This is a genomic window from Leclercia sp. 29361 (genome assembly GCF_011290365.1).
GTDB lineage: Bacteria > Pseudomonadota > Gammaproteobacteria > Enterobacterales > Enterobacteriaceae > Enterobacter > Enterobacter tamurae.
In genome coordinates, this window is sequence record NZ_CP049786.1 from 15263 (window position 1) to 39661 (window position 24399).

23 protein-coding genes are annotated in these 24399 nt (G+C 57.4%); 15 read left to right on the plus strand and 8 right to left on the minus strand.

Translation table 11 applies throughout. From position 1 onward, the window contains the following. Positions 1-110 precede the first annotated feature (110 nt). Positions 111-1772 carry a putative transporter gene (locus G7090_RS00075; RefSeq protein ID WP_166181009.1) on the plus strand — a complete coding sequence of 554 codons (1662 nt, stop codon included), beginning with the start codon at positions 111-113 and terminating at the stop codon, positions 1770-1772. Here G7090_RS00075 and G7090_RS00080 read toward each other — a convergent pair. The 3 genes from G7090_RS00080 to G7090_RS00090 are packed head-to-tail and all read right to left on the minus strand — an operon-like array spanning position 1769 to position 4940. Next, positions 1769-3253 (minus strand): sulfatase, encoded by a 1485-nt coding sequence (locus G7090_RS00080; protein ID WP_166181011.1) that lies wholly within the window; start codon positions 3251-3253, stop codon positions 1769-1771. The two genes, G7090_RS00075 and G7090_RS00080, sit on opposite strands and share 4 nt — an antisense overlap. A 9-nt stretch (positions 3254-3262) precedes the next feature. Continuing rightward, complete coding sequence (locus tag G7090_RS00085) at positions 3263-3586, minus strand: PTS sugar transporter subunit IIB (RefSeq protein ID WP_106995575.1); 324 nt, start codon at positions 3584-3586, stop codon at positions 3263-3265. A gap of 28 nt (positions 3587-3614) precedes the next feature. After that, on the minus strand, positions 3615-4940 hold the full coding sequence (locus G7090_RS00090) for a PTS sugar transporter subunit IIC (protein ID WP_166181014.1): 1326 nt from the start codon (positions 4938-4940) through the stop codon (positions 3615-3617). Positions 4941-5414: 474 nt separating this feature from the next. Here G7090_RS00090 and G7090_RS00095 point away from each other — a divergent pair, with 474 nt between their 5' ends. The 4 genes from G7090_RS00095 to G7090_RS00110 all read left to right on the plus strand — a co-directional run bounded on the left by G7090_RS00095 (position 5415) and on the right by G7090_RS00110 (position 8820). After that, positions 5415-6830, plus strand: coding sequence for an aryl-sulfate sulfotransferase (locus tag G7090_RS00095; RefSeq protein ID WP_166181017.1), 1416 nt, complete (start codon positions 5415-5417; stop codon positions 6828-6830). Between the two features lie 181 nt (positions 6831-7011). Then, a complete protein-coding gene (locus tag G7090_RS00100; RefSeq protein WP_106995577.1) occupies positions 7012-7359 on the plus strand; it encodes a YidH family protein in 348 nt (115 codons plus the stop codon). Further along, positions 7349-7711, plus strand: a complete 363-nt coding sequence (locus G7090_RS00105; protein ID WP_166181019.1) for a DUF202 domain-containing protein — start codon at positions 7349-7351, stop codon at positions 7709-7711. Before G7090_RS00100 ends, G7090_RS00105 begins: the two co-directional genes overlap by 11 nt. Then, on the plus strand, positions 7708-8820 hold the full coding sequence (locus G7090_RS00110) for an anaerobic sulfatase maturase (RefSeq protein WP_166181021.1): 1113 nt from the start codon (positions 7708-7710) through the stop codon (positions 8818-8820). Before G7090_RS00105 ends, G7090_RS00110 begins: the two co-directional genes overlap by 4 nt. Here G7090_RS00110 and dsdA read toward each other — a convergent pair. From dsdA to tisB, 4 genes are all read right to left on the minus strand, one after another. Continuing rightward, positions 8817-10115, minus strand: coding sequence for a D-serine ammonia-lyase (gene dsdA / locus G7090_RS00115; RefSeq protein WP_166181023.1), 1299 nt, complete (start codon positions 10113-10115; stop codon positions 8817-8819). The two genes, G7090_RS00110 and dsdA, sit on opposite strands and share 4 nt — an antisense overlap. A gap of 61 nt (positions 10116-10176) precedes the next feature. Next, positions 10177-11361 (minus strand): multidrug efflux MFS transporter EmrD, encoded by a 1185-nt coding sequence (gene emrD, locus G7090_RS00120; RefSeq protein ID WP_166181025.1) that lies wholly within the window; start codon positions 11359-11361, stop codon positions 10177-10179. A gap of 186 nt (positions 11362-11547) precedes the next feature. After that, the gene (locus G7090_RS00125) at positions 11548-11994 is read right to left on the minus strand and encodes a GNAT family N-acetyltransferase (protein ID WP_166181027.1); all 447 of its coding nucleotides are present in this window, start codon (positions 11992-11994) and stop codon (positions 11548-11550) included. Between the two features lie 64 nt (positions 11995-12058). Then, positions 12059-12148 carry a type I toxin-antitoxin system toxin TisB gene (gene tisB / locus G7090_RS00130; RefSeq protein WP_039032257.1) on the minus strand — a complete coding sequence of 30 codons (90 nt, stop codon included), beginning with the start codon at positions 12146-12148 and terminating at the stop codon, positions 12059-12061. 524 nt (positions 12149-12672) lie between these two features. Between tisB and ivbL the strand changes: the two genes are divergently transcribed. From ivbL to ilvN, 3 genes are all read left to right on the plus strand, one after another. Next, positions 12673-12771: an ilvB operon leader peptide IvbL gene (gene ivbL, locus G7090_RS00135; protein WP_106995583.1), complete on the plus strand. Its 99-nt coding sequence runs from the start codon at positions 12673-12675 to the stop codon at positions 12769-12771. A 100-nt stretch (positions 12772-12871) separates the two neighbouring features. After that, entirely contained in the window at positions 12872-14560 is a 1689-nt protein-coding gene (ilvB, locus tag G7090_RS00140; RefSeq protein ID WP_166181029.1) for an acetolactate synthase large subunit, read from the plus strand. Positions 14561-14563: 3 nt separating this feature from the next. Continuing rightward, the gene (gene ilvN / locus G7090_RS00145; RefSeq protein WP_039032259.1) at positions 14564-14851 is read left to right on the plus strand and encodes an acetolactate synthase small subunit; all 288 of its coding nucleotides are present in this window, start codon (positions 14564-14566) and stop codon (positions 14849-14851) included. A gap of 1 nt (position 14852) precedes the next feature. Here the strand turns inward: ilvN and G7090_RS00150 are convergent, their stop codons facing one another. Continuing rightward, positions 14853-15644 carry a DeoR family transcriptional regulator gene (locus tag G7090_RS00150; RefSeq protein ID WP_106995585.1) on the minus strand — a complete coding sequence of 264 codons (792 nt, stop codon included), beginning with the start codon at positions 15642-15644 and terminating at the stop codon, positions 14853-14855. A gap of 322 nt (positions 15645-15966) precedes the next feature. Between G7090_RS00150 and rbsK the strand changes: the two genes are divergently transcribed. The 7 genes from rbsK (at position 15967) to uhpT (ending at position 24281) form a co-directional block, all read left to right on the plus strand. Continuing rightward, a complete protein-coding gene (gene rbsK, locus G7090_RS00155) occupies positions 15967-16887 on the plus strand; it encodes a ribokinase (protein WP_106995586.1) in 921 nt (306 codons plus the stop codon). A gap of 29 nt (positions 16888-16916) precedes the next feature. Then, the gene (fucP, locus tag G7090_RS00160) at positions 16917-18233 is read left to right on the plus strand and encodes an L-fucose:H+ symporter permease (RefSeq protein ID WP_166181031.1); all 1317 of its coding nucleotides are present in this window, start codon (positions 16917-16919) and stop codon (positions 18231-18233) included. An 11-nt stretch (positions 18234-18244) separates the two neighbouring features. Beyond that, positions 18245-19255 carry an aldose 1-epimerase family protein gene (locus G7090_RS00165; protein ID WP_166181033.1) on the plus strand — a complete coding sequence of 337 codons (1011 nt, stop codon included), beginning with the start codon at positions 18245-18247 and terminating at the stop codon, positions 19253-19255. Positions 19256-19338: 83 nt separating this feature from the next. Next, positions 19339-19929: a transcriptional regulator UhpA gene (gene uhpA / locus G7090_RS00170; RefSeq protein ID WP_106995589.1), complete on the plus strand. Its 591-nt coding sequence runs from the start codon at positions 19339-19341 to the stop codon at positions 19927-19929. Beyond that, positions 19929-21434, plus strand: a complete 1506-nt coding sequence (gene uhpB / locus G7090_RS00175) for a signal transduction histidine-protein kinase/phosphatase UhpB (protein WP_106995590.1) — start codon at positions 19929-19931, stop codon at positions 21432-21434. Before uhpA ends, uhpB begins: the two co-directional genes overlap by 1 nt. Beyond that, positions 21427-22746 (plus strand): MFS transporter, encoded by a 1320-nt coding sequence (locus G7090_RS00180; protein WP_166181035.1) that lies wholly within the window; start codon positions 21427-21429, stop codon positions 22744-22746. Before uhpB ends, G7090_RS00180 begins: the two co-directional genes overlap by 8 nt. Before the next feature lie 143 nt (positions 22747-22889). Continuing rightward, positions 22890-24281 (plus strand): hexose-6-phosphate:phosphate antiporter, encoded by a 1392-nt coding sequence (uhpT, locus tag G7090_RS00185; protein WP_166181037.1) that lies wholly within the window; start codon positions 22890-22892, stop codon positions 24279-24281. The last annotated feature ends 118 nt before the right edge of the window (positions 24282-24399 follow it).

Here is a 24399-nt window from a genome sequence, read left to right on the forward strand (position 1 = left end):
GTGACCGTTTTGCTTTTACCTCCTTTTTTTTGTGCGCCATCGCCCATACAACCCGCCTGCGCTCTGCGAAAATCCCTGGTAATAATAATGTTATTCACAGGGATGCCGTCATGAGTGATATAGCGTTAACGGTCAGTATTCTGGCATTGGTTGCGGTGGTCGGGCTGTGGATAGGCAATGTCAAAATCCGCGGCGTCGGGTTCGGCATTGGTGGGGTGCTGTTTGGCGGGATATTTGTCGGCCACCTTGCCGATCAGCTGGGCATCACGCTTAGCGCGCAAATGCTGCATTTCATTCAGGAATTTGGCCTGATCCTCTTCGTCTACACCATCGGCATTCAGGTCGGGCCCGGCTTTTTCGCTTCGCTGCGCGTATCGGGCCTGCGCCTCAACCTTTTTGCGATGGGGATTGTGGTGATGGGCGGGCTGGTCACTGCCCTGCTGCATAAACTTTTCGCCATCCCGTTGCCGGTGGTGCTGGGCATTTTCTCCGGGGCGGTCACCAACACCCCCGCGCTGGGGGCCGGACAGCAAATTCTGCGCGATCTGGGGATTGAACCGGGCATCGTGGATCAGATGGGCATGAGCTACGCCATGGCCTACCCGTTCGGCATCTGCGGCATTCTGCTCACCATGTGGCTGATGCGCGTTCTGTTTCGCATCAACGTCGAACAGGAAGCCCGGGAGCACGAATCCACTCTTACCCAGGGTCAGGCGCTGATTAAAACCATCAATATCCGCGTCGATAACCCCAATCTCAACAACCTGGCGATCCAGGATGTGCCGATCCTCAACAGCGCCAACATTATCTGTTCCCGTCTGAAGCGCGAGCAGACCCTGATGGTGCCGCTACCCGGGACGGTGCTCCAGACCGGCGACCTGCTGCATCTGGTCGGCCAACCGGTGGATCTGCACAACGCCCAACTGGTGATCGGTCAGGAGGTCGACACCTCGCTCTCCACCCGTGGCACCGATATGCGCGTCGAGCGGGTGGTGGTCACTAACGAACGGGTATTAGGCAAGAAAATCCGTGATTTGCAGGCAAAAGAGCGTTACGACGTAGTGATCTCGCGCCTGAACCGTGCCGGGGTTGAACTGGTGGCCAGCCCGGAGGCCAGCCTGCAGTTTGGTGACATCCTCAATCTTGTCGGGCGTCCGGCCTCAATTGATGCCGTGGCCAATATCGTGGGCAACGCGCAGCAAAAACTGCAGCAGGTGCAGATGCTGCCGGTGTTTATCGGCATCGGTCTCGGGGTGCTGCTCGGTTCCATCCCGCTGTACGTGCCGGGATTCCCGGTGGCACTCAAGCTGGGGCTGGCAGGCGGGCCGCTGATTATGGCCCTGATCCTCGGGCGTATCGGCTGCGTGGGTAAGCTCTACTGGTTTATGCCCCCGAGCGCCAACCTTGCCCTGCGCGAGCTGGGGATTGTCCTGTTTCTGGCGGTGGTGGGGCTAAAATCGGGTGGGGATTTCGTCGGGACGCTGACCCGCGGCGACGGGGTTAGCTGGATTGGCTATGGCATTCTTATTACCGCCGTCCCGCTGATTACGATGGGCATTCTGGCGCGGCTGTTGGCGAAGATGAACTACCTGACCCTGTGCGGCATGCTGGCCGGCTCCATGACCGATCCCCCGGCGCTGGCCTTTGCCAACAACCTGCATGCCACCAGCGGTGCGGCGGCGCTCTCCTACGCCACGGTCTATCCGCTGGTGATGTTTATGCGCATTATCACACCGCAGCTGCTGGCGGTGCTGTTCTGGGGGATGGGTTAACCCTCTAACCCTAATCGGGCGAACTGCTCTGCCGGGGCGTCGCTCTCCTGCAGGAGACGCACCAGCAGGGCGATCATCCGCGCTTCGATGGCTTTATCTTCAATCGGGCACTGCTGGTGCGGATCGGTGTGTAAATCGAACAGCAGATTGCCGACGCGATTCACCCCCGGGTATTTTTCCTGCGCCGGAATACGCAGCGTTTTGACCCCTTTGGTAAAGCGGAAGGGCGGCGCCAGGGCAATCGACTCCAGCTCCTCCGGGGTAAAGCGGGTGTTCATCTTGATCGGCATCAGGGTGTAGTTGGCGATGTCATTTTCCCGCCCGGGCAGCGCGGCGCGCATATAGACATAGCGCCCGTCCGTGATGTTAACATGGCCGCTGAAAACCCCGAACAGGGCCGCATCACGCACCGGGGTGTCATCCTCCAGGATGCGGGCTAACGGACGACCCTGAACATCGGGCGGGATCGGCTGGTTGAAGAACTCCAGCAGCGTGGGCGCCCAGTCAATCATCTGCACCAGCGCATCCCGCTGCACTCCCTGATGGCCGCTGCGCGGATCCCAGATAAACAGCGGGTTATTCGCCACCTCGTTGTAATAGGGCATCTGGTTTTTCGCCCACCAGCCATGCTCCCCGAGCAGAAAGCCGTGATCGGTCCCGACAATCAACATCGTATCGCGCCACAAATCGTGGTGGTCCATCAGGTCGAGAATACGGCCCAGGTTGCGATCGCACATGGAGACCAGGGCACGATAGCGGCAGCGAATATGCTCTACCGCCTCCGGGCTCTCCTCCACCTTGCCGCGCGGCCAGTCGTAATGCGGCCCGTCCCAGGGATCCTGATATAACGCGAGATACTCCTCGGTGGTGTAAAACGGCTCGTGCGGGTCGAAGGTCTCCACCTGCAACAGCCAGCTGTCCTGCTGATGGTTGTTGTCGATGAACTCGCATCCGGCGTTAAAGACCCGGGTTTGCGGGAAATCCGCTTCCTGCTGAATGTAATCGCGGTTAACCCAGTCATGTCGCCATAGCCCCGAGACCCCACCGCCGGTTTGTTTCTGCGGTACCCGCAGCACCTCCGGGATCGCCGGGTCGGCGACGCTGCCTTTCCAGTGATCCCCCTCCTGGCCACGGATGATTTCCCATGAACTGTAGCGGTTATGGTAGTTACCGCCGCCGTCCTCCCAGTAATGCAGATGGTCGCTGATCAGGTGGGTATAGACGCCCGCTTTTTTCAGTAGCTCCGGCATGGAGTCGTCAAATGGCTCCAGCGGCCCCCACTCCCGGTGCAAGAAATTATACCGTCCGGTGTGCAGCTCCCGGCGGGCGGGCATGCAGGGCATACTGCCGACATAGCTGTTGTTGAAGGTGGCGCAGCGGGCCGCCAGGCGCTGGAAGTTGGGTGCCTGAGTGATCATATCTCCGTAAGGTGGCAGATAGTGTTTATTCAGGCTGTCGAAGAGCAGAATGATCGCTTTCATCGTCGCTCCTTAACGGGCCTGAATCAGGTGCGGGAAATGTTCTTCAATCACCGCGTAGATCTGCTTCCCGATGGTCTCGCCGTCCATAATATTTTCGATGGGGATCAGATACTGCCCGTGGCGCGGATCGAGGCTCACCACGTCGATGAGCTTTTTCGAAATGGCGTAAATATCGGCCCAGTCGGTAAAGCCACCAACCTCGCCTGCGGCGGTATGCTCCATGTCGAAATTAATGTCATATTTCGCTAACGCTTTTTTCACCACCGTCTGCAACATCACGCTACTGCCGACACCGTAGCCGCAAACAAACAGAATATTAATTTTGTCTTTCATGACGATATCCTTTTCACAATGAGATGATTTAGCCCGCGTAAGGCCCGAGATGGAACGTTGAAGCAATAAACTTAAGTACTTCACAAATGGCAGGCCATAGGGTCGCCCAGTCGAAAATACCGGTCCAGCCCACCCCTTCGGCTGCCAGCCCGGTTAAGGGAATAGCCCATACGGTGCCGAAGGTCTGAATAATCCCCAGCAGGAAAGTACAAATAATTACGGCGCGATAACCCCCCAGCCGGTTGGCTAATACCCCTATCGGGCCGCCCGAGAAAAATAACGGCACAAAACCAGGGAGCACCATAATAGGGCTGTTAGTAAGAAGCAGAATACCCATCGAGAATATGGTACCAAAGGTACAGAAGATAAATCCGAGGGTGGCAGCATTCGGGGAGAAGGGCAGTAATGCCGCAACATCGACAGCGGGAATCGCATCCGGAATTAAACGATCCTGCCAGCCTTTAAACGAGGCATTAATTTCTCCGACCATCATGCGCACCCCCTGCAACAGGATCACCATATACATGGAGAACTGCAGGCCGAGGTTAATAATATAGATATACCAGGGCTTCCCTTTTGCCATGGCCTGAACGTTATCGATGCCGGTGGTCAGCAAGAACCCGCCAACGAACAGCGTCATCACGATGGCGATGGAGGTGACGTTATGGTTAAAAATCGCCAGCCAGCCGGGCAGCTTCATGTTCTCGGCATCCTGCTTCTCGGCGTCGCCAAACAGGTGGGCGAATTTCGAGAAGAACCAGATCCCCAGCATCTGGTTATGGGCGATGGTAAAGCCCGCATTATTGGTGATTTTAGCGACCGGTTTGGCAATCAGGGTGGTGGCAAAGGCCCAGAACAGACCGGTTAATACCCCGGCGATAATAATCGACTGTACCCAGCCAAAGCCCAGCCAGAAGACGATCAGCCATAGCACCGCCTGGGAGTGAGACACCCCCGTATTACCGGTCAGGAAAATGCCTTTCACCTTTGTGTAGCGGCCAAACAGGACCAGCAGCAGGTTGGTAAAAAAGGCCAGTACAAACACATAACCGACAAAACCGAAATTATCCCCGAGCGCAATCTGGGTTGCCGCTTTCATGGCATACGAATCCATTAAATAACCATGAATACCGTAAGATTTGCTCACCGCATCGGCGACGGGCTTAAAGGTGGCTGAAAACTGAAACCCGCCAAAGAGCACCATCATTAATCCCACCATGGCGCTAACCATACCGGTAATAATTTTAATCGGCGATTTCTTATCGAGGGCATAACCCAGTCCCACCAGTAATCCAATTAAAATAGCGGGTTCGGTTAGAAAAGATTGTATTACTGAAATAAAGTCAGAAAACATAATGCAGTCAACCTCCGTGATATTCGCTTCCGGATGAATAAAATCCAGCTGAGTGTTGCTTCTTATTTAATAACGGAACGACTAATACTTTATTTGGTAAGGTATTTTGAAAGCGGAATCACTTTAATAATCAAATCTGGTCATTAGAAGATTAATTGTGATTTTTTGTGATTCTATTTGCAAAATTAATGAGGTATTTGTTTCGATGATTCGAAGGTTTATTCGATAAATTATACATATAAAAAATAGCGGGTGAATGAAGGAGTTTGTCATTGTTGGAATGTTAAATATATAAAAGCCCGATATTTTAGCTTTAATTATTGATATAAAGATTGTTAGGGTAACTCGTTAAATAAATTAGTGATAACAGTTCTATTTTGTGGCGTTCACCACATATTTAATGTAAGTGGAGGTATAGGTTTAGTTTTGCATCACTCAATAAGTCTTTCTCCACATTAAGCAAAGGACTGAAAAATGAACGCAACCTATACTGTGAAACTCAATCCCTACGATAAAAATAAACTCAGCGCATTAATTACAATCGATAGTACGGAGGCGGTAAGGTTTGACTACACCGTCCAGGGTAAAACTGCGAACACCAGCTTTCATTACGACACCGATCAATACAGCGTTAATCCGGAAATCACCGTGGTGGGTTTGTATGCCAATTATTTAAATACTATCACCCTGAATCTTTACACCGAGAAAAATGCCGTCGAAACCTTTCTTATATCGATATCAACGCAGGGGCAGGACTATGAAGATGTGCCCCTGGCACTGACAATCAATATTACTGATGGCGCGATGGCAGAGAGCACCTTAGGGCAGGGCTGGTTTGTCACCAGCGCGTGGAATGGCTATGACATCAATGGCGATCTGCGTATTACCGGCCTGTTTCCCTGGATGTACGGCAATCTGAAAATTATCGAAAACGCGCTCTGGTCGGCGCTGGCCAGCGAAACCTGGGATCCTGACAAGCATGCCTTTGCGCCGACGTTATACCGCTTTAACCTCGCCGGTAAGGTCGCGCAATCCTACACCGCGCCTGCCGGGTATGGTTTTCATCACGACATTACTACCGACGGAAAAGGTAATCTCTGGGTATTAGGCTCCTTGCTGGATGGCTGGAGTGACGAGCAAAAGCTGGAGTGCATCCTCTATAAATACGACATCGCCAGCGGGGCATTGCTCTGGCAGCGTGACTACTCACAGGAATTTATGGGTGCCACGGTACTGGACAATACCGACACCAACGATGTGCATTTCAACAGCCTGGAATATGTCGCAGAGACCGGGCAACTGATGGTCAACTCCCGGTCCAGCTGTACTGTGCTGGGGCTCAATAGCGAGTCCGGAGAGCCGGAGTGGATTATTGATAACCCGGCCTTCCCCGTACTGAATAGCGGCCTGAATCTGCAGGCGGTGGATGCAGATAATTTTAGCTATCCCAACGGCGAGCATGCTGTATTTGTCACGCACAACAGCCGGTACCAGGCGTGGCGGGGAGACAACAGGTTCGTTGTCTCCCTGTTCAATAACAACTCCTGCGCAGATGAACAGGGTAATGACCTGGTCCGTACGATTGAATCGGACCCGGTAACCTATACCGCCGCCGAACTGGATTCTTTGCCCACCATTCTTGCCATCGATTTAACCGCCTCGACGGTTCAGCGTCTGGATCAATTTCATTTCCCCGGCCAGCGCAGCGAGCTCACGTCATCGGTATTTGATGTCGGGAATGAGTATTACAATGTCTATTTCGGAGCCGAACAATCCTTCTTCGTTTTTGATACCGATAATAATATCGGGGTATCGATTTACGATATTGATACCGGCTTAGGCTATCGCGGCAGAATATTCACTTACGATGAGCTGTGTTCATTAATTTAAAAATACCCTCAGCGGCAAGATAAGACCTCGTGTTACTTGCCGCTTTTACAGTGCCTGTAAGCTGTTCCCCTGGCTGACGTTATACCGCCGCCATCACCGGATCCTGCTGGTGGGAATTACTCCCCTCGATACGTTACTATTGCCGCAGTTTTGTACACCGGAGAGTCAGACAGGAGACGTCATGAAAATTTCCCGCCTCGGCGAAGCGCCGGATTATCGCTTCTCGCTGGCCAACGAGCGTACCTTTCTGGCGTGGATCCGCACCGCGCTGGGTTTTCTGGCGGCCGGTGTTGGTCTCGACCAGCTGGCGCCCGATTTTGCCACGCCGGTGATCCGCCAACTGCTGGCGCTGCTGCTGTGCCTTTTTTCTGGCGGGCTGGCGATCTACGGCTACCTGCGCTGGTTGCGTAATGAAAAGGCGATGCGCCTGAAAGAAGATCTGCCTTACACCCACAGCCTGCTGCTTATCAGCCTGATCCTGATGATAGTGGCGGTGATTGTGATGGGGCTGGTGCTGTATGGCGGATAGCCGTAAAGCGCGTCGCCTGGCCGATCCGGGGTTGCAACCGGAGCGCACGTCGCTTGCCTGGTTGCGCACCCTGTTTGGTTACGGGGCGTTGATGGTGCTGGCGGTCAGGCACAACTGGCAGCAGGCGGGCCCGTTGTTCTGGGTCGCCCTGGCGGTGCTGGCGATGGTGGCGCTGATCCTCTGGCAGTACACCCGCAACCGCGCCCGGATGGACGTTTCGCTGTACGACTTTTCAGCATCCCGACCGGTGCGTATTAAATTTTTGATCTCCCTCGCAGTGTTCTCCCTCGCATTACTGTTTGCTGCTAGTCACGTTCACCATCTCATTATTTTTATCAGGGACTATGCATGACAGGATGTCAGGTCATGGCCAAGCCGGCCAGTTCACGTTGCAATCTCGACTGTCGCTACTGTTTTTACATCGATAAACCCCAGCAGCCGATCATGGATGACGCCACGCTGGAGACTTTCATCCAGCAGCATATCGCCGCCCAGCCGGGGCCGGAGGTGCAGTTTGCCTGGCAGGGTGGGGAGCCGACGCTCTGCGGGCTGGATTTTTTCCGCCGCGTCGCGGCGCTACAGCACCGCTATGGTGGGAGAAAGCGCATCACCAATGCCTTTCAGACCAACGGGATCCTGCTTAACGACGCCTGGTGTCGGTTCTTTCGTGAGGAGGGCTGGCTGGTGGGGATCTCCCTGGATGGCCCGGCGACGCTGCATGATGCGTACCGCGTCAGCCGCAGCGGCAATCCTACCCATCACAAGGTGCTGGCGGCGATTGAGAAGCTGCGCGCCCATCAGGTGTCGTTTAACCTGCTGACGGTCGTCAATCGGCAGAACAGCCGCCAGCCGGAGCGCCTGTACCGCTATCTACGCGCGCTGGGCACACCTTATCTGCAGTTTCTTCCCCTGCAGGAGCACGATAATCCGGAATCGGTGAGCGATGCGCAGTGGGGAGCGTTCCTGTCGACGGTGTTTGACGTCTGGGTGCGGGAGGATATTGGCCGCGTCTATGTCCAGCTCTTCGACTCAACGCTGGGGGTGTGGTGCGGCTATCCGTCGCAGATGTGCTCCCTTGCCGTCACCTGCGGCCACGCCTTTGCGCTGGAGGCCAATGGCGATCTCTTCCAGTGCGATCACTACGTCTGGCCCCAGTACCGACTGGGCAATATCCATCAGACGCCGCTGGCAGAGCTGAATCAGAGTGAGGCGGCCATCGCTTTTGGTCTGAGTAAGCAAACAGATTTATCTGCCGAATGCCAGGCCTGCCCGATGCGTCACCTGTGCAACGGCGACTGCCCTAAACATCGGGTGGATGGCAAAAGCGTGCTCTGTGCAGGGTATCAGGCGTTCTTCCGCCACTCCGCTCCGCATATGCGGGTGATGCGCGATTTAATCCGCCATCACCGCTCGCCTGTCGAGCTGATGGCCCTGCTCCAGCAGAGCCACCGGGCACGTTAACGCCCTTTCGCCAGGTACTTCGCCATCTCCTCGTCCGGCACCATCCCGCCGCCAGTGGCCCACACCAGGTGGGTCGCATTTTCCAGCGAATAGCAACCGGAAGCGGCGAGGCGCACCGGCCCGGCCATGCCCGCCAGCGCCGACGGCTCAAGGCGAATGTTCTCCTCCTGCGCCAGCCAGCCCAGCATGTCGTACATGCTCTGATCGGAGAGGGTATAGAACCCGTTGAGCAGGCGCTCCATCGCGCGGCCAACAAATCCGGAGGCGCGACCCACGGCCAGACCATCCGCCGCGGTGAGGTTATCGATCCCCAGATCCTGCACCGCAATCTCATCGTGCAGACCGGTATAGACCCCCAGCAGCATGCACGGCGAGTGGGTTGGTTCGGCAAAGATGCAGTGAACATGGTCGCCAAAGGCCAGCTTCAGCCCAAACGCCACCCCACCAGGGCCGCCGCCCACGCCGCACGGCAGGTAGACAAACAGCGGATGCTCCGCATCCACCACCCGGCCCTGTTGGGCAAACTGCGCTTTCAGGCGCTCGCCGGCCACGGCATAGCCCAGGAACAGGGGGCGGGAGTTTTCATCGTCGATAAAGAAGCAGTTCGGATCGTTTTCCGCCGCTTTGCGCCCTTGCTCTACCGCCACGCCGTAATCCTGCTCATACTCCACCACAATCACGCCGTGGCTGCGCAGTTTAGCCTTTTTCCACTCGCGGGCGTCGGCAGACATGTGCACCGTCACCTTAAAGCCGATGCGGGCGCTCATGATGCCAATGGACATCCCGAGGTTACCGGTTGACCCCACGGCGATGCTGTACTGGCTGAAGAAGTCTTTGAAGCGCGATTCCAGCAGGATGCTGTAATCGTCATTGACGCTCAGCAGCCCGGCGGCCAGAGCCAGTTTTTCGGCGTGAGTCAGCACCTCGTAGATCCCGCCGCGGGCTTTAATCGAGCCGGAGATTGGCAGGTGACTGTCTTTTTTCAGCAGCAGGGTGCCGGGGATTGTGACGTCTGTTTCCTGTTGCAAGCGCTGATGCATCGCCGGAATAGCGACCAGATCGGATTCAATAATGCCGTGGTTTGCGGCGGTTTCCGGAAAAGCTTTTGCCAGATAAGGGGCAAAACGCGTCAGGCGGGCATGGGCGTCGTCCACGTCCGCCTGGGTCAGGCCGACCCAGGGTAACCCGTCGGCCAGCGTCGTGGCGTTCGGATTAAACCAGGTGGTCTCTTGCAGGGCAATCAGGTCGTTGAGCAGGGGGTACTGCGCGATTAACTTCAGATGTTCTGGCGTCATAGGATCCTCTCAGGCGTATCCCCTTAAGAAAACAGGAAACCAGCCTGAGGGCAAGATCCGCTTACACCGCCTGCTCGTGATGCGAGGCGCGGGAGGCCAGCGGTAGCCAGCAGAGCACAATCAGCAGGCCCATAAGCGTCATCAGCAGCCCGAGGCTCGCCTGCCCATTTTGCGGCATCATCGCCGAGAGCCAGGCCAGCGCGCCGGAGCCGATATTCTGCAGGCCCCCTACCAGCGCCCCGGCGGTGCCCGCGAGGAACGGGAAGGGCTCCATCGCGCCGCTGGTCGCCAGCGGGAACAGCATCCCCGCGCCAAAGAAGAACAGCGCGGCCGGGATCAGCAATGTCCAGACGTTCATCACCCCGAACAGCCCCGGGATCCACATCATCAGCCCCGCCAGCAGGCAGCTCACCACCGACTGCCACATCAGGGTGGTAAAGCGTTTATTGGCCCGCCCGGCAAACCAGGCGCCGAAAAACGCCGCCGGGATCGGCAGGATAAACAGAATACTCACCACCATACTGCTGAGACCCAGCCCGGCACCTAACAGTACGCCAGAGCTGGCTTCGAATACCGCGATACCCGCCAGGCCGCCCACCAGCATCAGCACGTAGCAGTTAAAGGCCCCGTTGCCGAAGAGGATTTTGTAGCTGGTGAGCAGTTTGGTGCGCGGCGCTTCGGTGGGCCGGGTTTCCGGCATCCAGCGCGCCATGCTGAAGGTGACGATGATGCACAGCACCAGCAGGAAGCCGTAGCAGGCGCGCCAGGACCACATGGTGTCCAGCAGGCCGCCAATCAGCGGGGCCAGCAGCGGGCTGACCAGAATGCCCATATTGAGCAGGCTGTTGGCATGCCGTAGCTGGGTGCCCTGATACATATCGCGCGGCAGGGTACGCGCCATCACCCCGCCAACGCCGGTGCCGACGCCCTGCAACGCGCTGGCGGCAATCAGCACGCTCAGGCTGTGGGTGGTCATGGCAATCACCGTGGCGATCATAAATATCGTCATCCCCACCAGGATCACCGGACGACGGCCAACGCGATCCGAGAGCGGGCCGTAGAACAGTTGCGAGACGCCGTAGGTCAACAGGTAGGCTGCCATCACGCTCTGGACGGCACCCTCGCGTACCAGGAGTTCCTTCGCCATGTCGGCAATAGCCGGGATATAGATGGTTTGCGCCATCTGACCGACGGCGACCAGCAATACCAACATCAGGAGTAAATTAACGTTCCGCTGTCTTTTCATGTCGCTGAATAATTTTGCCAAAAGTGATAAATAAAGAGTAAGTGACTGCGCATTCCCATAAATGCGCGAGGAATCTACCACAGAGAAATGACAAAATAAGTACCCACCCAAAGAACGGGAAGGGGCGAGAAGGCAGGATTTTTAAACGATAGCGGCAACGAATGTTGCCAGCGTTAATTCATCTGCTTAAACCGCGCAAAAAAGCCGGTGCGTGACGCGCGGTTCATCCGCCACCTGCGTAAAACCAGCTCGCTGGTAGAAGGCCCAGGCAGTGTGCGGCGCATGGGTATTGAGAAAATCGAACCAGACGCTGGCATCGGACATCACCACGGCGAGCAGCTGCCTGCCGATACCCAGCCCACGACAGCTTTCGCTGATATACAGGTGGCGAATACGACCGGCCCGCGGCTGCTGGCTGAACGGATCGCGGTTTAGCCCGCAAATCCCCACCAGTCTGCCGTTCAGAAACGCACCCAGCAGCTTTTCACCCGGGGCGTTGAAGCGGTTTTCACCCCGCTCCCAGTTCTCTTCCAGCCTGCGCAACATATTGAAATTGAGCGCGGTGCTCTCGGTTTTAAGCGCGATATACCCCGGTTCGTCCGGCGTGACAGGCTCAATTAATAAACGCAACATAGCATTCCCTCGTTATTAAAGAGGGGCGGTTTCCCGCCCCCCTTTGGTGCGGCTTGAACCTGAGTTACTTAACGTATTTCAGGACAGCATCAAGCAGTTGCAGTGCTGCAACAATGAGTTTGAGGATAAGTACAACCATATCCACTACGCTCATACGCGTCTCCTCTGGTTAAGGAGCACGATGCTGGCGTACCTTTCCGCCGCCTGTGGCCAGCACCTTTGTTGACGTAACACAGTGTGCTCAGGTGGGGAGTGGAGGCGCTGACGGCACCACCCGTTTCAGCCAGGACTTCGTTGCGCCGGTGTACTACGAGCGGCTCCCCTCACACCCTGTGAACACACCCAGTATAGATAAATACTGTATATATGAACAGTAATTTATGGACAAAACGTGAAGGGCGATCCATACTCAAAGGCGTCAAAATCCGTGCCGTAAATTGCGCGTTCCCGCGCGATCGCGTATACTTCGGGCGTTGACGTAACACAGTGTGCTCTGCGGTCACCAGCCGCAAACACTGCAAAAAAAACCTCGCTCCGGCGGGGTTTTTTGTTTTCATCATCCGACAAGCGAAACGTGATCCCTGACGCATTTTCAGGCAGATGAAAATAATTCCGTTGTCACGCCTGTAAACCTGTGCTTGTATAAATCCACTCAATGATTCCAGATACAGGTTCCTAATGAACGCTTCCCTGCTGACTTCGACCCTACTAAAAACTGCGCACCCAGCCGCAGTGGTCGTCGTGCGTGTGGTGGTGGTCGTCGGCAATGCGCCGTAGGGACTGAATCAACACACGATTCCAAACCCCGCCGGCGCAAACCGGCGGGGTTTTTCGTTAAAAGCCCCCCGGAAAGTCGGCCCATAAGAAGGACTGGAGCATGGCAAGTTCGGGCACAACATCACACAAGACGCGTTTTACAGGCGCGCAGTTAATCGTTCATCTGCTGGAACGTCAGGGCATTACCACGGTAGCGGGTATTCCTGGCGGGACGGTACTCCCGCTGTATGACGCTTTAAGCCAAAGCACGCAAATCCGCCACGTGCTGGCGCGTCACGAGCAGGGCGCAGGCTTTATCGCGCAGGGCATGGCCCGTACCCAGGGCAAACCGGCGGTCTGTATGGCCTGTAGCGGGCCGGGGGCCACCAACCTGGTGACCGCCATCGCCGATGCGCGTCTCGACTCTATCCCGTTAGTCTGCATTACTGGCCAGGTGCCGGCCTCGATGATCGGCACCGATGCGTTCCAGGAAGTGGATACCTACGGCATCTCTATCCCCATCACCAAGCACAACTATTTAGTGCGCGATATCAGCGAATTACCGCAGGTTATCAGCGATGCGTTCCGTATCGCCCAGTCCGGCCGTCCGGGCCCGGTGTGGATAGACATTCCTAAGGATGTGCAGACTGCTGAAATTGAGATCGAGGTGCTGCCGGAGCCGGGCACCCGCGCGCCATCGCCAGAATTCAGCGTTGAGAGCGTGCGCGAGGCCGCGGCGATGATTAATGCCGCACAACGTCCGGTGCTCTATCTGGGCGGCGGGGTGATCGATGCCCCTGACGCGGTGCGCACCCTGGCGGAAAAAGCCAGCCTGCCAACCACCATGACCCTGATGGCGCTGGGCATGCTGCCAAAAGCGCACCCGCTGTCGCTGGGGATGCTGGGGATGCACGGCGCGCGCAGCACCAACTTTATTCTGCAAGAAGCTGATTTATTGATTGTTCTCGGGGCTCGTTTTGATGACCGGGCGATTGGCAAAACCGAGCAGTTCTGCCCGAATGCCAAAATTATTCATGTGGATATCGACCGCGCCGAGCTGGGCAAAATCAAGCAGCCGCATGTGGCGATCCAGGGCGATGTCAACGAGGTGCTGGCCCAGCTGCTGCCGCACATCGACGCTACACCGCGCAGCGCGTGGCATCAGCAGGTGACCGGCCTGCAGCAGGAATTCCCGGGCGCCATCCCGACCGAAGGCGATCCGCTCAGCCACTACGGGCTGATTAACGCCGTGGCCGCCTGCGTGGACGACAGCGCCATCATCACTACCGACGTCGGTCAGCATCAAATGTGGACCGCCCAGGCCTATCCGCTGAACCGTCCGCGCCAGTGGCTGACCTCCGGCGGGTTGGGGACCATGGGCTTTGGTCTGCCTGCGGCCGCGGGCGCGGCACTGGCCAACCCGGACCGCAAGGTGATCTGCTTCTCCGGCGACGGCAGCCTGATGATGAACATTCAGGAGATGGCCACCGCGGCGGAAAACCAGCTGGATGTGAAAATCATCCTGATGAACAACGAAGCGCTGGGCCTGGTGCATCAGCAGCAGAGCCTGTTCTACAAGCAGGGCGTTTTCGCCGCCACCTATCCGGGGATGATTAACTTTATGCAGATTGCTGCCGGTTTTGGCCTGCATACCTGCGATCTGAATGCCGAAGAGGATGCGCAGGCCGCGCTGCAGGCGGCGATCTCGCGCCCTGGCCCGGCGCTGATCCACGTCCGTATCGATCCACAGCAAAAAGTCTATCCGATGGTCCCGCCGGGTGCGGCCAATACTGAAATGGTGGGGGAATAAGCCATGCAAAAACAAAATGATAACGTCATCCTTGAGCTTACCGTCCGCAACCATCCCGGGGTCATGACTCACGTCTGCGGGCTGTTTGCCCGCCGGGCGTTCAACGTGGAGGGCATTCTCTGTCTGCCGATTCAGGGGAGCGAGCACAGCCGCATCTGGCTGCTGGTGAATGACGATCAGCGCCTGGAGCAGATGATGGCCCAGATCGACAAGCTGGAGGACGTGGTGAAAGTGGTGCGTAACCAGTCCGATCCGACCATGTTTAACAAAATTGCGGTGTTCTTCGAGTAAATCACTCCCCGGCGGCGTCCGGGGTAATGATCTTCACAAAGCCGTTCCGGCAGTGGGCCGGATAGTCTGCCGGTAGCGGGCGGTCGCTGATCAGCACATCAAAGGCCGACAGCGGCCCGATGCTGGCGGGGGCCACTTCATCAAACAGGGCGTAGCGGGCCAGCAGAATTTTGCGGATGCCGTGCTGCATCGCTTTGCGCTTGGTGGCCAGGTCGTCGAGGTTAAACCAGGTCACGCCGTAGTGCTCATGCACGCCGCTGGCGGAGATAAACACCTTGCGTGGATTCAGGGAGTCCAGCACCGACGGATTGCTGGTGTCGTAAAACGCATCGCTTTTAGCCCGATAGGTGCCCCCACACAGAATGGCGGTGGCGTTGGGCTTCTCATTGAGCGCCATAAACACGCGATGTGAATAGCAGATGCCGGTGAAGGTAATGTCGTCGGGGATCATGCTAATCACCAGCGGCATTTCCGGGCCGTTATCGAAAAAGACCAGATCGTTTTCCGCCACCATGCCGGCCGCCAGAATGGCGATGGGCAGGTCGTCGGGATGGTGAGTCTGACTGCGCACCACCGGTGTTGCAGGTGCGGTGGCCGGTTTATTGACCATCACGATATAGCCGCCCAGCAGGGTCAGGGGAAGCACGGTGTCATGGTTATCCGGGCTGAGATCGCGACGGATAGTCATGACGGAGACTTCAAGCATCCTGGCAGCATCTTTCAGGTGAATGCGATCGGTTTTCTTTAATAGCTCAACCAGACGCCGGATTCGTTCTTTTTGCTTCGTCTCCATTCACCCTCTCCGTACCGTGTGATGTTCCTTAAACCACATTTATGATGCGTTGGGAACATTCTTGTTGCGCCATACTATACTGCCGCCCGGCAGGAAAGAAAAGCCACTTCTCAAACTGCGCTAACTATCCAAACTACTGTAATTAATAGCTATATTCTAAAATATCGCTGTTCCATCACACTTTTGCCGCTGCGCAACGCTCAAACAGTAAACAGCGTGGCGGATCCGCTAATCGCGATCGCAGTCACAAATGATACGAAAATAACATGGTAATGTTACGATAATATCATTGTTGTGTGATTGTTTCAGAGAGGTAGTAAACATGGATATCGCGGTTATCGGCTCCAACATGGTGGATCTCATCACCTACATTAATCAGATGCCGAAAGAGGGCGAAACCCTCGAAGCTCCGGCGTTTAAAATTGGCTGTGGTGGCAAAGGCGCGAATCAGGCGGTGGCGGCGGCCAAGCTCAATTCGAAGGTGATGATGCTGACCAAAGTCGGTGACGATATTTTTGCCGATAACACCATCCGCAATCTGGAGTCCTGGGGCATCAACACCACCTATGTGGAAAAAGTGCCGTGCACCAGCAGCGGCGTGGCACCGATCTTTGTTAACGCCAACTCCAGCAACAGCATTCTGATTGTGAAGGGCGCCAATAAATTCCTCTCACCGGAAGATATCGATCGCGCGGCAGACGATCTGAAAAAGTGTCAGCTTATTGTTCTGCAGCTCGAAGTGCAGCTCGAAACGGTTTATCACGCTATTGAGTTTGGTAAAAAGCACGGTATTCAGGTGTTATTAAACCCGGCTCCGGCACTGCGTGAATTAGATATGTCTTATGCCTGCAAATGTGATTTCTTTGTGCCGAATGAAACCGAGCTGGAAATTCTGACCGGCATGCCGGTAAATACCTACGAAAATATCTGCCTCGCGGCGCGATCGCTGGTGGATAAAGGGCTGAATAATATTATTGTCACCATGGGCGAAAAAGGTGCCCTGTGGATGACGCGCGACCGGGAAGTCACGGTTCCGGCAATTAAAGTGAATGCCATCGATACCAGCGGCGCCGGTGATGCCTTTATCGGCTGCTTCGCCCATTACTACGTCCAGAGCGGCGATGTTGAAGCCGCCATGAAAAAAGCCGCCCTGTTTGCCGCCTTCAGCGTCACCGGGAAAGGCACCCAGTCGTCTTACCCCAGCATTGAACAATTCAATGAGTATCTGGCATTGAACGAATAATAAAACCCTGCGAAATAAAAGGTAGCACTATGAACGATAAAAACATCATTCAGATGCCTGACGGCTATCTGAATAAAACCCCTCTGTTCCAGTTTATTTTGTTATCCTGCTTATTCCCGTTATGGGGATGCGCTGCTGCTTTAAATGATATTTTAATTACGCAGTTTAAAAGCGTCTTTGCACTCAGTAATTTTGCCTCAGCGCTGGTGCAAAGTGCGTTTTATGGCGGTTATTTCCTTATTGCTATTCCGGCCTCGCTGGTGATTAAAAAAACCAGTTATAAAGTGGCGATCTTAATCGGATTAACGCTCTATATCGTGGGCTGTACGCTCTTTTTCCCGGCGTCGCACATGGCAACCTACACCATGTTCCTGGCGGCGATTTTTGCCATCGCCATTGGTCTGAGCTTCCTCGAAACGGCGGCCAATACCTACAGCTCGATGATCGGCCCGAAAGCCTACGCTACCCTGCGTCTGAACGTCAGCCAGACCTTCTATCCGATCGGCGCAGTTGCCGGGATTTTGCTGGGTAAATATCTGGTCTTCTCCGAAGGCGACAGCCTTGAGAAGCAGATGGCCGGGATGAACGCCGAGCAGATCCATAACTTCAAAATCCTGATGCTGGATAACACCCTCGAACCCTACAAGTACATGATTATGGTGCTGGTTGTGGTGATGGTGCTATTCCTGCTGACCCGCTTCCCGACCTGTAAAGTGGCGGCAACGCCGCAGCATAAACGCCCGTCGGCGATGGATACCCTGCGCTATCTGGCCGGCAACGCCCGCTTCCGTCGCGGTATTGTGGCCCAGTTCCTTTATGTTGGGATGCAGGTGGCGGTGTGGTCATTCACTATCCGACTGGCGCTGGAGCTGGGAGACATCAACGAGCGTGATGCCTCTAACTTTATGGTCTACAGCTTCATCTGCTTCTTCATCGGCAAGTTTGTCGCCAACATCCTGATGACCCGCTTCAACCCGGAAAAAGTGCTGATCTTCTATTCGGTGATCGGGGCGCTGCTGCTGGTCTACGTTGCACTGGCCCCGAGCTTCAGTGCGGTGTATGCGGCGGTGCTGGTAAGCATTCTGTTCGGACCTTGCTGGGCCACCATCTATGCCGGCACCCTGGACACCGTGGACAACGAGCATACCGAGATGGCAGGGGCGGTGATCGTGATGGCGATTGTCGGTGCGGCAGTGGTGCCTGCGGTGCAGGGCTATGTTGCTGACCTGTTCCATTCGTTACAGGCCTCGTTCCTGGTCTCAATGCTGTGCTTTGTCTACGTGGGCGTCTACTTCTGGCGTGAGAGCAAAGTGCGCCGCAACCTGACCGAAGCCACCGCTTCCTGAGGAGGAACACCATGACGAAACTTCCCCTGTGGCGCGCGCTCTTTACCGAACAGCCGCGTGCTTTACTGGAAAATAACGACTTCACGGTGACGGCGTTTCGCTACGCCAGCGGCGTGGAGGGGCTGCGGGTGCAAAACAGCCGCGGTCACCTGGTGATCCTGCCCTGGCTGGGGCAGATGATCTGGGATGCGGAGTTCGATGGTCGTGACCTGACGATGCGCAATATGTTCAGCCAGCCAAAAGCGGCAAAAGAGGTGGTCGAGACCTATGGCTGCTTCGCCTTCCACTCCGGGCTGCTGGCTAACGGCTGCCCGTCGCCGGAAGATACCCATCCCCTGCACGGCGAAATGCCCTGCGCGTCGATGGACGACGCCTGGCTGGAGCTGGATGGCGACAGTCTGCGGGTGGCCGGACGCTACGAATATGTGATGGGATTCGGTCATCATTATCAGGCCCAGCCGACGGTGATGCTGCATAAAGAGAGCGCCCTGTTCGATATCGCCATGTCGGTGACCAATCTGGCGGCGGTGCCGATGCCGCTCCAGTACATGTGCCACATGAACTATGCCTACGTGGAAGGCGCGACCTTCAGCCAGAACGTACCGGATAAGGCCATTCAGCTGCGCGAGTCGATACCGGCCCACGTGAAGCCGACCGAACAGTGGCTGGCGTTTAACCGACGTCTGCAGCAGGGCGAAGCGACGCTGACCACCCTCGCGGAACCCCAATTTTACGATCCGGAAATTGTCTTTTTCGCCGACCAGCTCGATCGCTACACCGACAGCCCGGAATTCCGCATGATTGCGCCCGATGGCGTCACGTTCATTACCCGTTTCGCCAGTGCCGAGCTGAACTATGCCACCCGTTGGATCCTCTACAACGGCGATCAGCAGGTGGCCGCCTTCGTGCTCCCGGCCACCTGCCGTCCGGAAGGGTTCCTGGCGGCAGAGCGCAGCGGCAGCCTGATCTCTCTGGCTCCGGCGCAAACGCGCAGTTTTACGGTGACCACCGGCATCCTCTGACGGTGTAAATCGTTCATAGCTTGAACAGCAACGCGCTTGCCGCTAAGGTAAGCGCGTTTTTTTAATCCCGCCAGGATCTCACCATGACCACCATCGCCCTTATCGACGATCACCTTATCGTCCGCTCCGGATTTGCCCAGCTGCTGAGCCTGGAGCCCGATTTTCAGGTGGTGGCCGAGTTCGGCTCCGGTCGCGAAGCGCTGGCCGGTCTGCCGGGGCGCGGGGTGCAGGTCTGTATCTGCGATATCTCGATGCCGGATCTCTCCGGCCTGGAGCTGCTGAGCCAGCTGCCGAAGGGGATGGCGACCATTATGCTTTCGGTCCACGACAGCCCGGCGCTGGTGGAGCAGGCGCTGAACGCGGGCGCACGCGGATTCCTCTCCAAACGCTGTAGCCCGGACGAACTGATTGCCGCTGTGCGCACCGTCGCCACCGGCGGTTGCTACCTGACGCCGGATATCGCCATCAAGCTGGCGGCCGGACGCCAGGATCCGCTCACCCGACGTGAACGCCAGGTAGCGGAAAAGCTGGCCCAGGGGATGGCGGTGAAAGAGATCGCCGTTGAGCTTGGCCTGTCGCCAAAAACCGTCCACGTTCACCGCGCCAACCTGATGGAAAAACTCGGCGTCAGTAACGACGTTGAGCTGGCGCGTCGTATGTTTGACGGCTGGTAATGCAGACGCTTTTCTCCCGGCTGGTGGCGGTGGTCGCCAGCTTCTTTATCTTCTCCGCCGCGTGGTTCTGCCTGTGGAGCATCAGCCTGCACCTGGTGGAGCGCCCGGAGCTGGCGGTGCTGCTGTTCCCCTTTGGCCTGCGGCTGGGGCTGATGCTGCAGTGCCCGCGCGGCTACTGGCCGGTGCTGCTCGGGGCCGAATGGCTGATGCTGGTCTGGCTGGCGCAGGAAGTGGCGCTGGCCCATCTGCCCTTATTGATGACCGGAAGCGTGCTGACGCTGATCTCCGTGGCGCTGATCTCCCGCTATCGTCACCAGCGCGACTGGCGCACGCTGCTGCGCCAGGGGGCAGCGCTGATTGCCGCTGCGCTGCTGCAATCCCTGCCGTGGGTGGGCGAGAAGGAGATGCTTAATGCCCTGCTGCTCACCTTGACCGGCGGCCTGACGCTGGCACCCACATGCCTGGTGATCTGGCACTACCTCACCAGCACCGTCTGGCAACCGCTGGGCCCGGCGCTGGTCTCCCAGCCGGTGAACTGGCGCGCCCGACATCTCATCTGGTATCTGCTGCTGTTTGTGGTGAGTCTGTGGCTGCAGCTTGGCCTCCCCGCCGAGCTGTCGCGCTTTACCCCGTTCTGTCTGGCGCTGCCGATTATCGCCCTAGCCTGGCACTACGGCTGGCAGGGGGCGCTGATCGCGACCCTGATGAACGCTATTGCGCTGATCGCCAGCCAGACCTGGCACGATCACCCGGTGGATCTGCTCCTCTCTCTGCTGGCCCAGAGCCTGACCGGGCTGCTGCTCGGGGCGGGCATCCAGCGCCTGCGCGAGCTAAACCAGTCCCTGCAAACCGAGCTGGCGCGCAATCGCCGTCTCGCCGAGCGGCTGCTGGAGACCGAAGAACATGTCCGCCGCGAGGTGGCCCGCGAGCTGCACGACGATATCGGCCAGACCATCACCGCTATCCGCACCCAGGCGGGCATTGTCCAGCGCCTGGCCCCCGACAACGCGGGCGTGAAGCAGGGCGGGGCGCATATCGAACAGCTCTCGCTGGGGGTGTACGATTCGGTGCGCCGTCTGCTCGGCAGACTGCGTCCGCGCCAGCTGGACGATCTGACCCTGGTGCAGGCGGTACGCTCCCTGATGCGCGAGATGGAGCTGGAGAGCCGCGGCATCGTCAGCCATCTCGACTGGCATATCGACGAGACGGCGCTGAGCGAAGGCCAGCGCGTTACCCTGTTCCGCGTCTGTCAGGAGGGGCTGAATAATGTCGTGAAGCACGCCAGCGCCAGCGCGGTGACGCTGCAGGGCTGGCAGCAGGATGAACGCCTGATGCTGGTGATTGAAGACGACGGCTGCGGCCTGCCGCCCGGCTCCGGTCAGCAGGGCTTTGGCCTGGCGGGGATGCGCGAGCGCGTCACGGCCCTTGGCGGTACGCTGGCCATCTCCTGCACCCACGGCACCCGCGTCAGCGTCAGTTTGCCGCTAAGGACACATCATGTTTAAAACACCCGCCAACGCCGCCCCGATCGGTGACAAAGCCGAGATCGACGCTCGCTATCGCTACTGGCGTCGCCATATCCTGATCACCATCTGGCTCGGCTACGCGCTGTTCTATTTCACCCGCAAAAGCTTTAACGCCGCCGCGCCGGAGATCCTCGCCAGCGGAGTAATGACCCGCACCGATATCGGCCTGCTGGCAACGCTGTTTTACATCACCTACGGCCTGTCGAAGTTTTTCTCCGGCATCGTCAGCGACCGCTCCAACGCCCGCTATTTTATGGGCATCGGGCTGATCGCCACCGGGGTAGTGAACATCCTGTTCGGCTTTTCGACCTCGCTGTGGGCCTTTGCCCTGCTGTGGGCGCTGAACGCCTTTTTCCAGGGCTGGGGCGCGCCGGTTTGCGCCCGCCTGCTCACGGCCTGGTATTCGCGCAACGAGCGCGGCGGCTGGTGGGCGATATGGAATACGGCACATAACGTCGGCGGGGCGTTGATCCCCATCGTGGTGGGCGCGGCGGCGCTGCACTACGGCTGGCGTGCGGGAATGATGATTGCCGGAAGTCTGGCCATTGTTGCCGGGCTGTTTTTATGCTGGCGGCTGCGCGATCGGCCGCAAACCGTGGGGCTGCCTGCGGTGGGCGACTGGCGGCATGACGCGCTGGAGATCGCCCAGCAGCAGGAGGGTGCGGGGCTGACCCGCAAAGAGATCCTCACCAGATACGTGCTGCAAAATCCCTGGATCTGGCTGCTGTCACTCTGCTACGTGCTGGTCTACGTGGTGCGGGCGGCGATCAACGACTGGGGCAACCTGTATATGTCCGAGACGCTCGGTGTGGATCTGGTGACCGCCAACTCGGCGGTATCGATGTTTGAACTGGGCGGGTTTATCGGCGCGCTGGTGGCGGGCTGGGGGTCGGATAAGCTGTTCAACGGCAACCGCGGGCCGATGAACCTGATCTTCGCCGCCGGGATTTTGCTCTCGGTCGGCTCCCTGTGGCTGATGCCCTTTGCCAGCTACGTGATGCAGGCGGCCTGCTTCTTTACCACCGGCTTTTTTGTCTTTGGCCCGCAGATGCTGATCGGCATGGCGGCAGCAGAGTGCTCGCACAAGGACGCAGCGGGCGCGGCGACGGGCTTTGTCGGGCTGTTTGCCTACCTCGGGGCATCGCTCTCCGGCTGGCCGCTGGCGCGGGTGATCGACACCTGGCACTGGAGCGGGTTCTTTGCGGTGATCGCCATCGCGGCGGGGATTTCGGCCCTGCTGCTGCTGCCGTTCCTCAACGCCCAGGCACCGCGTGAGGTGAGCGAAGCGTGATGCGCCTCACCTTTTCGCCGCGAGTGGGGCAAAACTAAGATATTTTCCCGGTTTCACCTGGACGCTGTCTCAGGCGTTGCTCGCGACTGATTTTTACAATGCCTGCCATTCGCAGGTATAAAAAATCAGCTCAGGAGCAAACCATGCTGACCTTCCTCAACCAGGTGCGCAAGCCGACCCTGGATCTGCCGCTCGATGTGCGGCGCAAAATGTGGTTCAAACCCTTCATGCAGTCCTATCTGGTGGTCTTTATCGGCTACCTGACCATGTATTTGATCCGCAAGAACTTTAACATCGCCCAGAACGACATGATCTCCACCTACGGGCTGAGCATGACCCAGCTGGGGATGATTGGCCTCGGTTTCTCCATCACCTACGGGGTGGGTAAAACCCTGGTTTCCTATTATGCCGACGGCAAAAATACCAAGCAGTTCCTGCCGTTTATGCTGATCCTCTCCGCCATCTGTATGCTCGGCTTCAGCGCCAGCATGGGTGCGGGCTCGGTCAGCCTGTTTATGATGATCGCCTTCTATGCCCTGAGCGGTTTCTTCCAGAGTACCGGCGGGTCGTGCAGCTACTCCACCATCACCAAATGGACCCCGCGCCGTAAGCGTGGATCGTATCTCGGGATGTGGAATATCTCCCACAACCTCGGTGGGGCGGGTGCGGCAGGGGTGGCGCTGTTTGGTGCCAACGTGCTGTTCGACGGCCATGTGATCGGCATGTTTATCTTCCCGTCGATTATCGCCCTGATCGTCGGCTTTATCGGCCTGCGCTACGGCAGCGACTCCCCGGAATCCTACGGTCTGGGTAAAGCCGAAGAGCTGTTTGACGAGGAGATCAGCGAGGAGGACAAAGAGACCGAAGAGAACGAGATGACCAAATGGCAGATCTTCGTTGAGTACGTGCTGAAAAACAAAGTCATCTGGCTGCTCTGCTTCTCCAACATCTTCCTGTACGTGGTGCGGATCGGTATCGACCAGTGGTCTACCGTCTATGCCTTCCAGGAGCTGAAACTTTCCAAAGAGGTGGCGATTCAGGGCTTCACCCTGTTTGAAGTGGGCGCCCTGGTCGGCACTCTGCTGTGGGGCTGGCTCTCCGATCTCGCCAATGGCCGGCGGGCACTGGTGGCCTGCGTGGCGCTGGCGCTGATTATCGCCACGCTGGGCGTTTACCAGCACGCCAGCAACCAGTACGTCTATCTCGCATCCCTGTTCGCCCTCGGCTTCCTGGTGTTTGGTCCCCAGCTACTGATCGGCGTGGCCGCAGTAGGCTTCGTGCCGAAAAAAGCGATCGGCGCTGCCGATGGGATTAAGGGCACCTTCGCCTACCTGATCGGCGACAGCTTCGCCAAGCTGGGGCTGGGGATGATTGCCGACGGCACGCCGATCTTCGGCTTGACCGGCTGGGCAGGCACCTTTGCGGCGCTGGATGCGGCAGCGATTGGCTGTATCGTCCTGATGGCGATGGTCGCGGTGCTGGAAGAGCGCAAAATTCGCCGCGAAAAACGTGTGCAACGATTGAAAGCAGCCTGAGTGTGCAGGTGACGTTTTGCCCGGCGTGACGCCGGGCTTTTTTACATTTGTACCCCGATTACCTTACCCCGCTTTACACACCCGCTCCGCGCCATGCTCTACAGTGTTATTTCGCTGC

Coding starts and splice junctions, on each gene's coding strand:
- ilvB (WP_166181029.1), top strand. CDS start 12,872: ATGGCAAGTTCGGGCACAACATCACACAAGACGCGTTTTACAGGCGCG.
- G7090_RS00180 (WP_166181035.1), top strand. CDS start 21,427: ATGTTTAAAACACCCGCCAACGCCGCCCCGATCGGTGACAAAGCCGAG.
- G7090_RS00125 (WP_166181027.1), bottom strand. CDS start 11,994: ATGTTGCGTTTATTAATTGAGCCTGTCACGCCGGACGAACCGGGGTAT.
- rbsK (WP_106995586.1), top strand. CDS start 15,967: ATGGATATCGCGGTTATCGGCTCCAACATGGTGGATCTCATCACCTAC.
- G7090_RS00085 (WP_106995575.1), bottom strand. CDS start 3,586: ATGAAAGACAAAATTAATATTCTGTTTGTTTGCGGCTACGGTGTCGGC.
- tisB (WP_039032257.1), bottom strand. CDS start 12,148: ATGAGCGTAGTGGATATGGTTGTACTTATCCTCAAACTCATTGTTGCA.
- uhpB (WP_106995590.1), top strand. CDS start 19,929: ATGCAGACGCTTTTCTCCCGGCTGGTGGCGGTGGTCGCCAGCTTCTTT.
- G7090_RS00110 (WP_166181021.1), top strand. CDS start 7,708: ATGACAGGATGTCAGGTCATGGCCAAGCCGGCCAGTTCACGTTGCAAT.
- G7090_RS00075 (WP_166181009.1), top strand. CDS start 111: ATGAGTGATATAGCGTTAACGGTCAGTATTCTGGCATTGGTTGCGGTG.
- uhpT (WP_166181037.1), top strand. CDS start 22,890: ATGCTGACCTTCCTCAACCAGGTGCGCAAGCCGACCCTGGATCTGCCG.
- fucP (WP_166181031.1), top strand. CDS start 16,917: ATGAACGATAAAAACATCATTCAGATGCCTGACGGCTATCTGAATAAA.
- G7090_RS00150 (WP_106995585.1), bottom strand. CDS start 15,644: ATGGAGACGAAGCAAAAAGAACGAATCCGGCGTCTGGTTGAGCTATTA.
- G7090_RS00100 (WP_106995577.1), top strand. CDS start 7,012: ATGAAAATTTCCCGCCTCGGCGAAGCGCCGGATTATCGCTTCTCGCTG.
- uhpA (WP_106995589.1), top strand. CDS start 19,339: ATGACCACCATCGCCCTTATCGACGATCACCTTATCGTCCGCTCCGGA.
- G7090_RS00095 (WP_166181017.1), top strand. CDS start 5,415: ATGAACGCAACCTATACTGTGAAACTCAATCCCTACGATAAAAATAAA.
- G7090_RS00165 (WP_166181033.1), top strand. CDS start 18,245: ATGACGAAACTTCCCCTGTGGCGCGCGCTCTTTACCGAACAGCCGCGT.
- G7090_RS00105 (WP_166181019.1), top strand. CDS start 7,349: ATGGCGGATAGCCGTAAAGCGCGTCGCCTGGCCGATCCGGGGTTGCAA.
- dsdA (WP_166181023.1), bottom strand. CDS start 10,115: ATGACGCCAGAACATCTGAAGTTAATCGCGCAGTACCCCCTGCTCAAC.
- ivbL (WP_106995583.1), top strand. CDS start 12,673: ATGAACGCTTCCCTGCTGACTTCGACCCTACTAAAAACTGCGCACCCA.
- G7090_RS00090 (WP_166181014.1), bottom strand. CDS start 4,940: ATGTTTTCTGACTTTATTTCAGTAATACAATCTTTTCTAACCGAACCC.
- ilvN (WP_039032259.1), top strand. CDS start 14,564: ATGCAAAAACAAAATGATAACGTCATCCTTGAGCTTACCGTCCGCAAC.
- G7090_RS00080 (WP_166181011.1), bottom strand. CDS start 3,253: ATGAAAGCGATCATTCTGCTCTTCGACAGCCTGAATAAACACTATCTG.
- emrD (WP_166181025.1), bottom strand. CDS start 11,361: ATGAAAAGACAGCGGAACGTTAATTTACTCCTGATGTTGGTATTGCTG.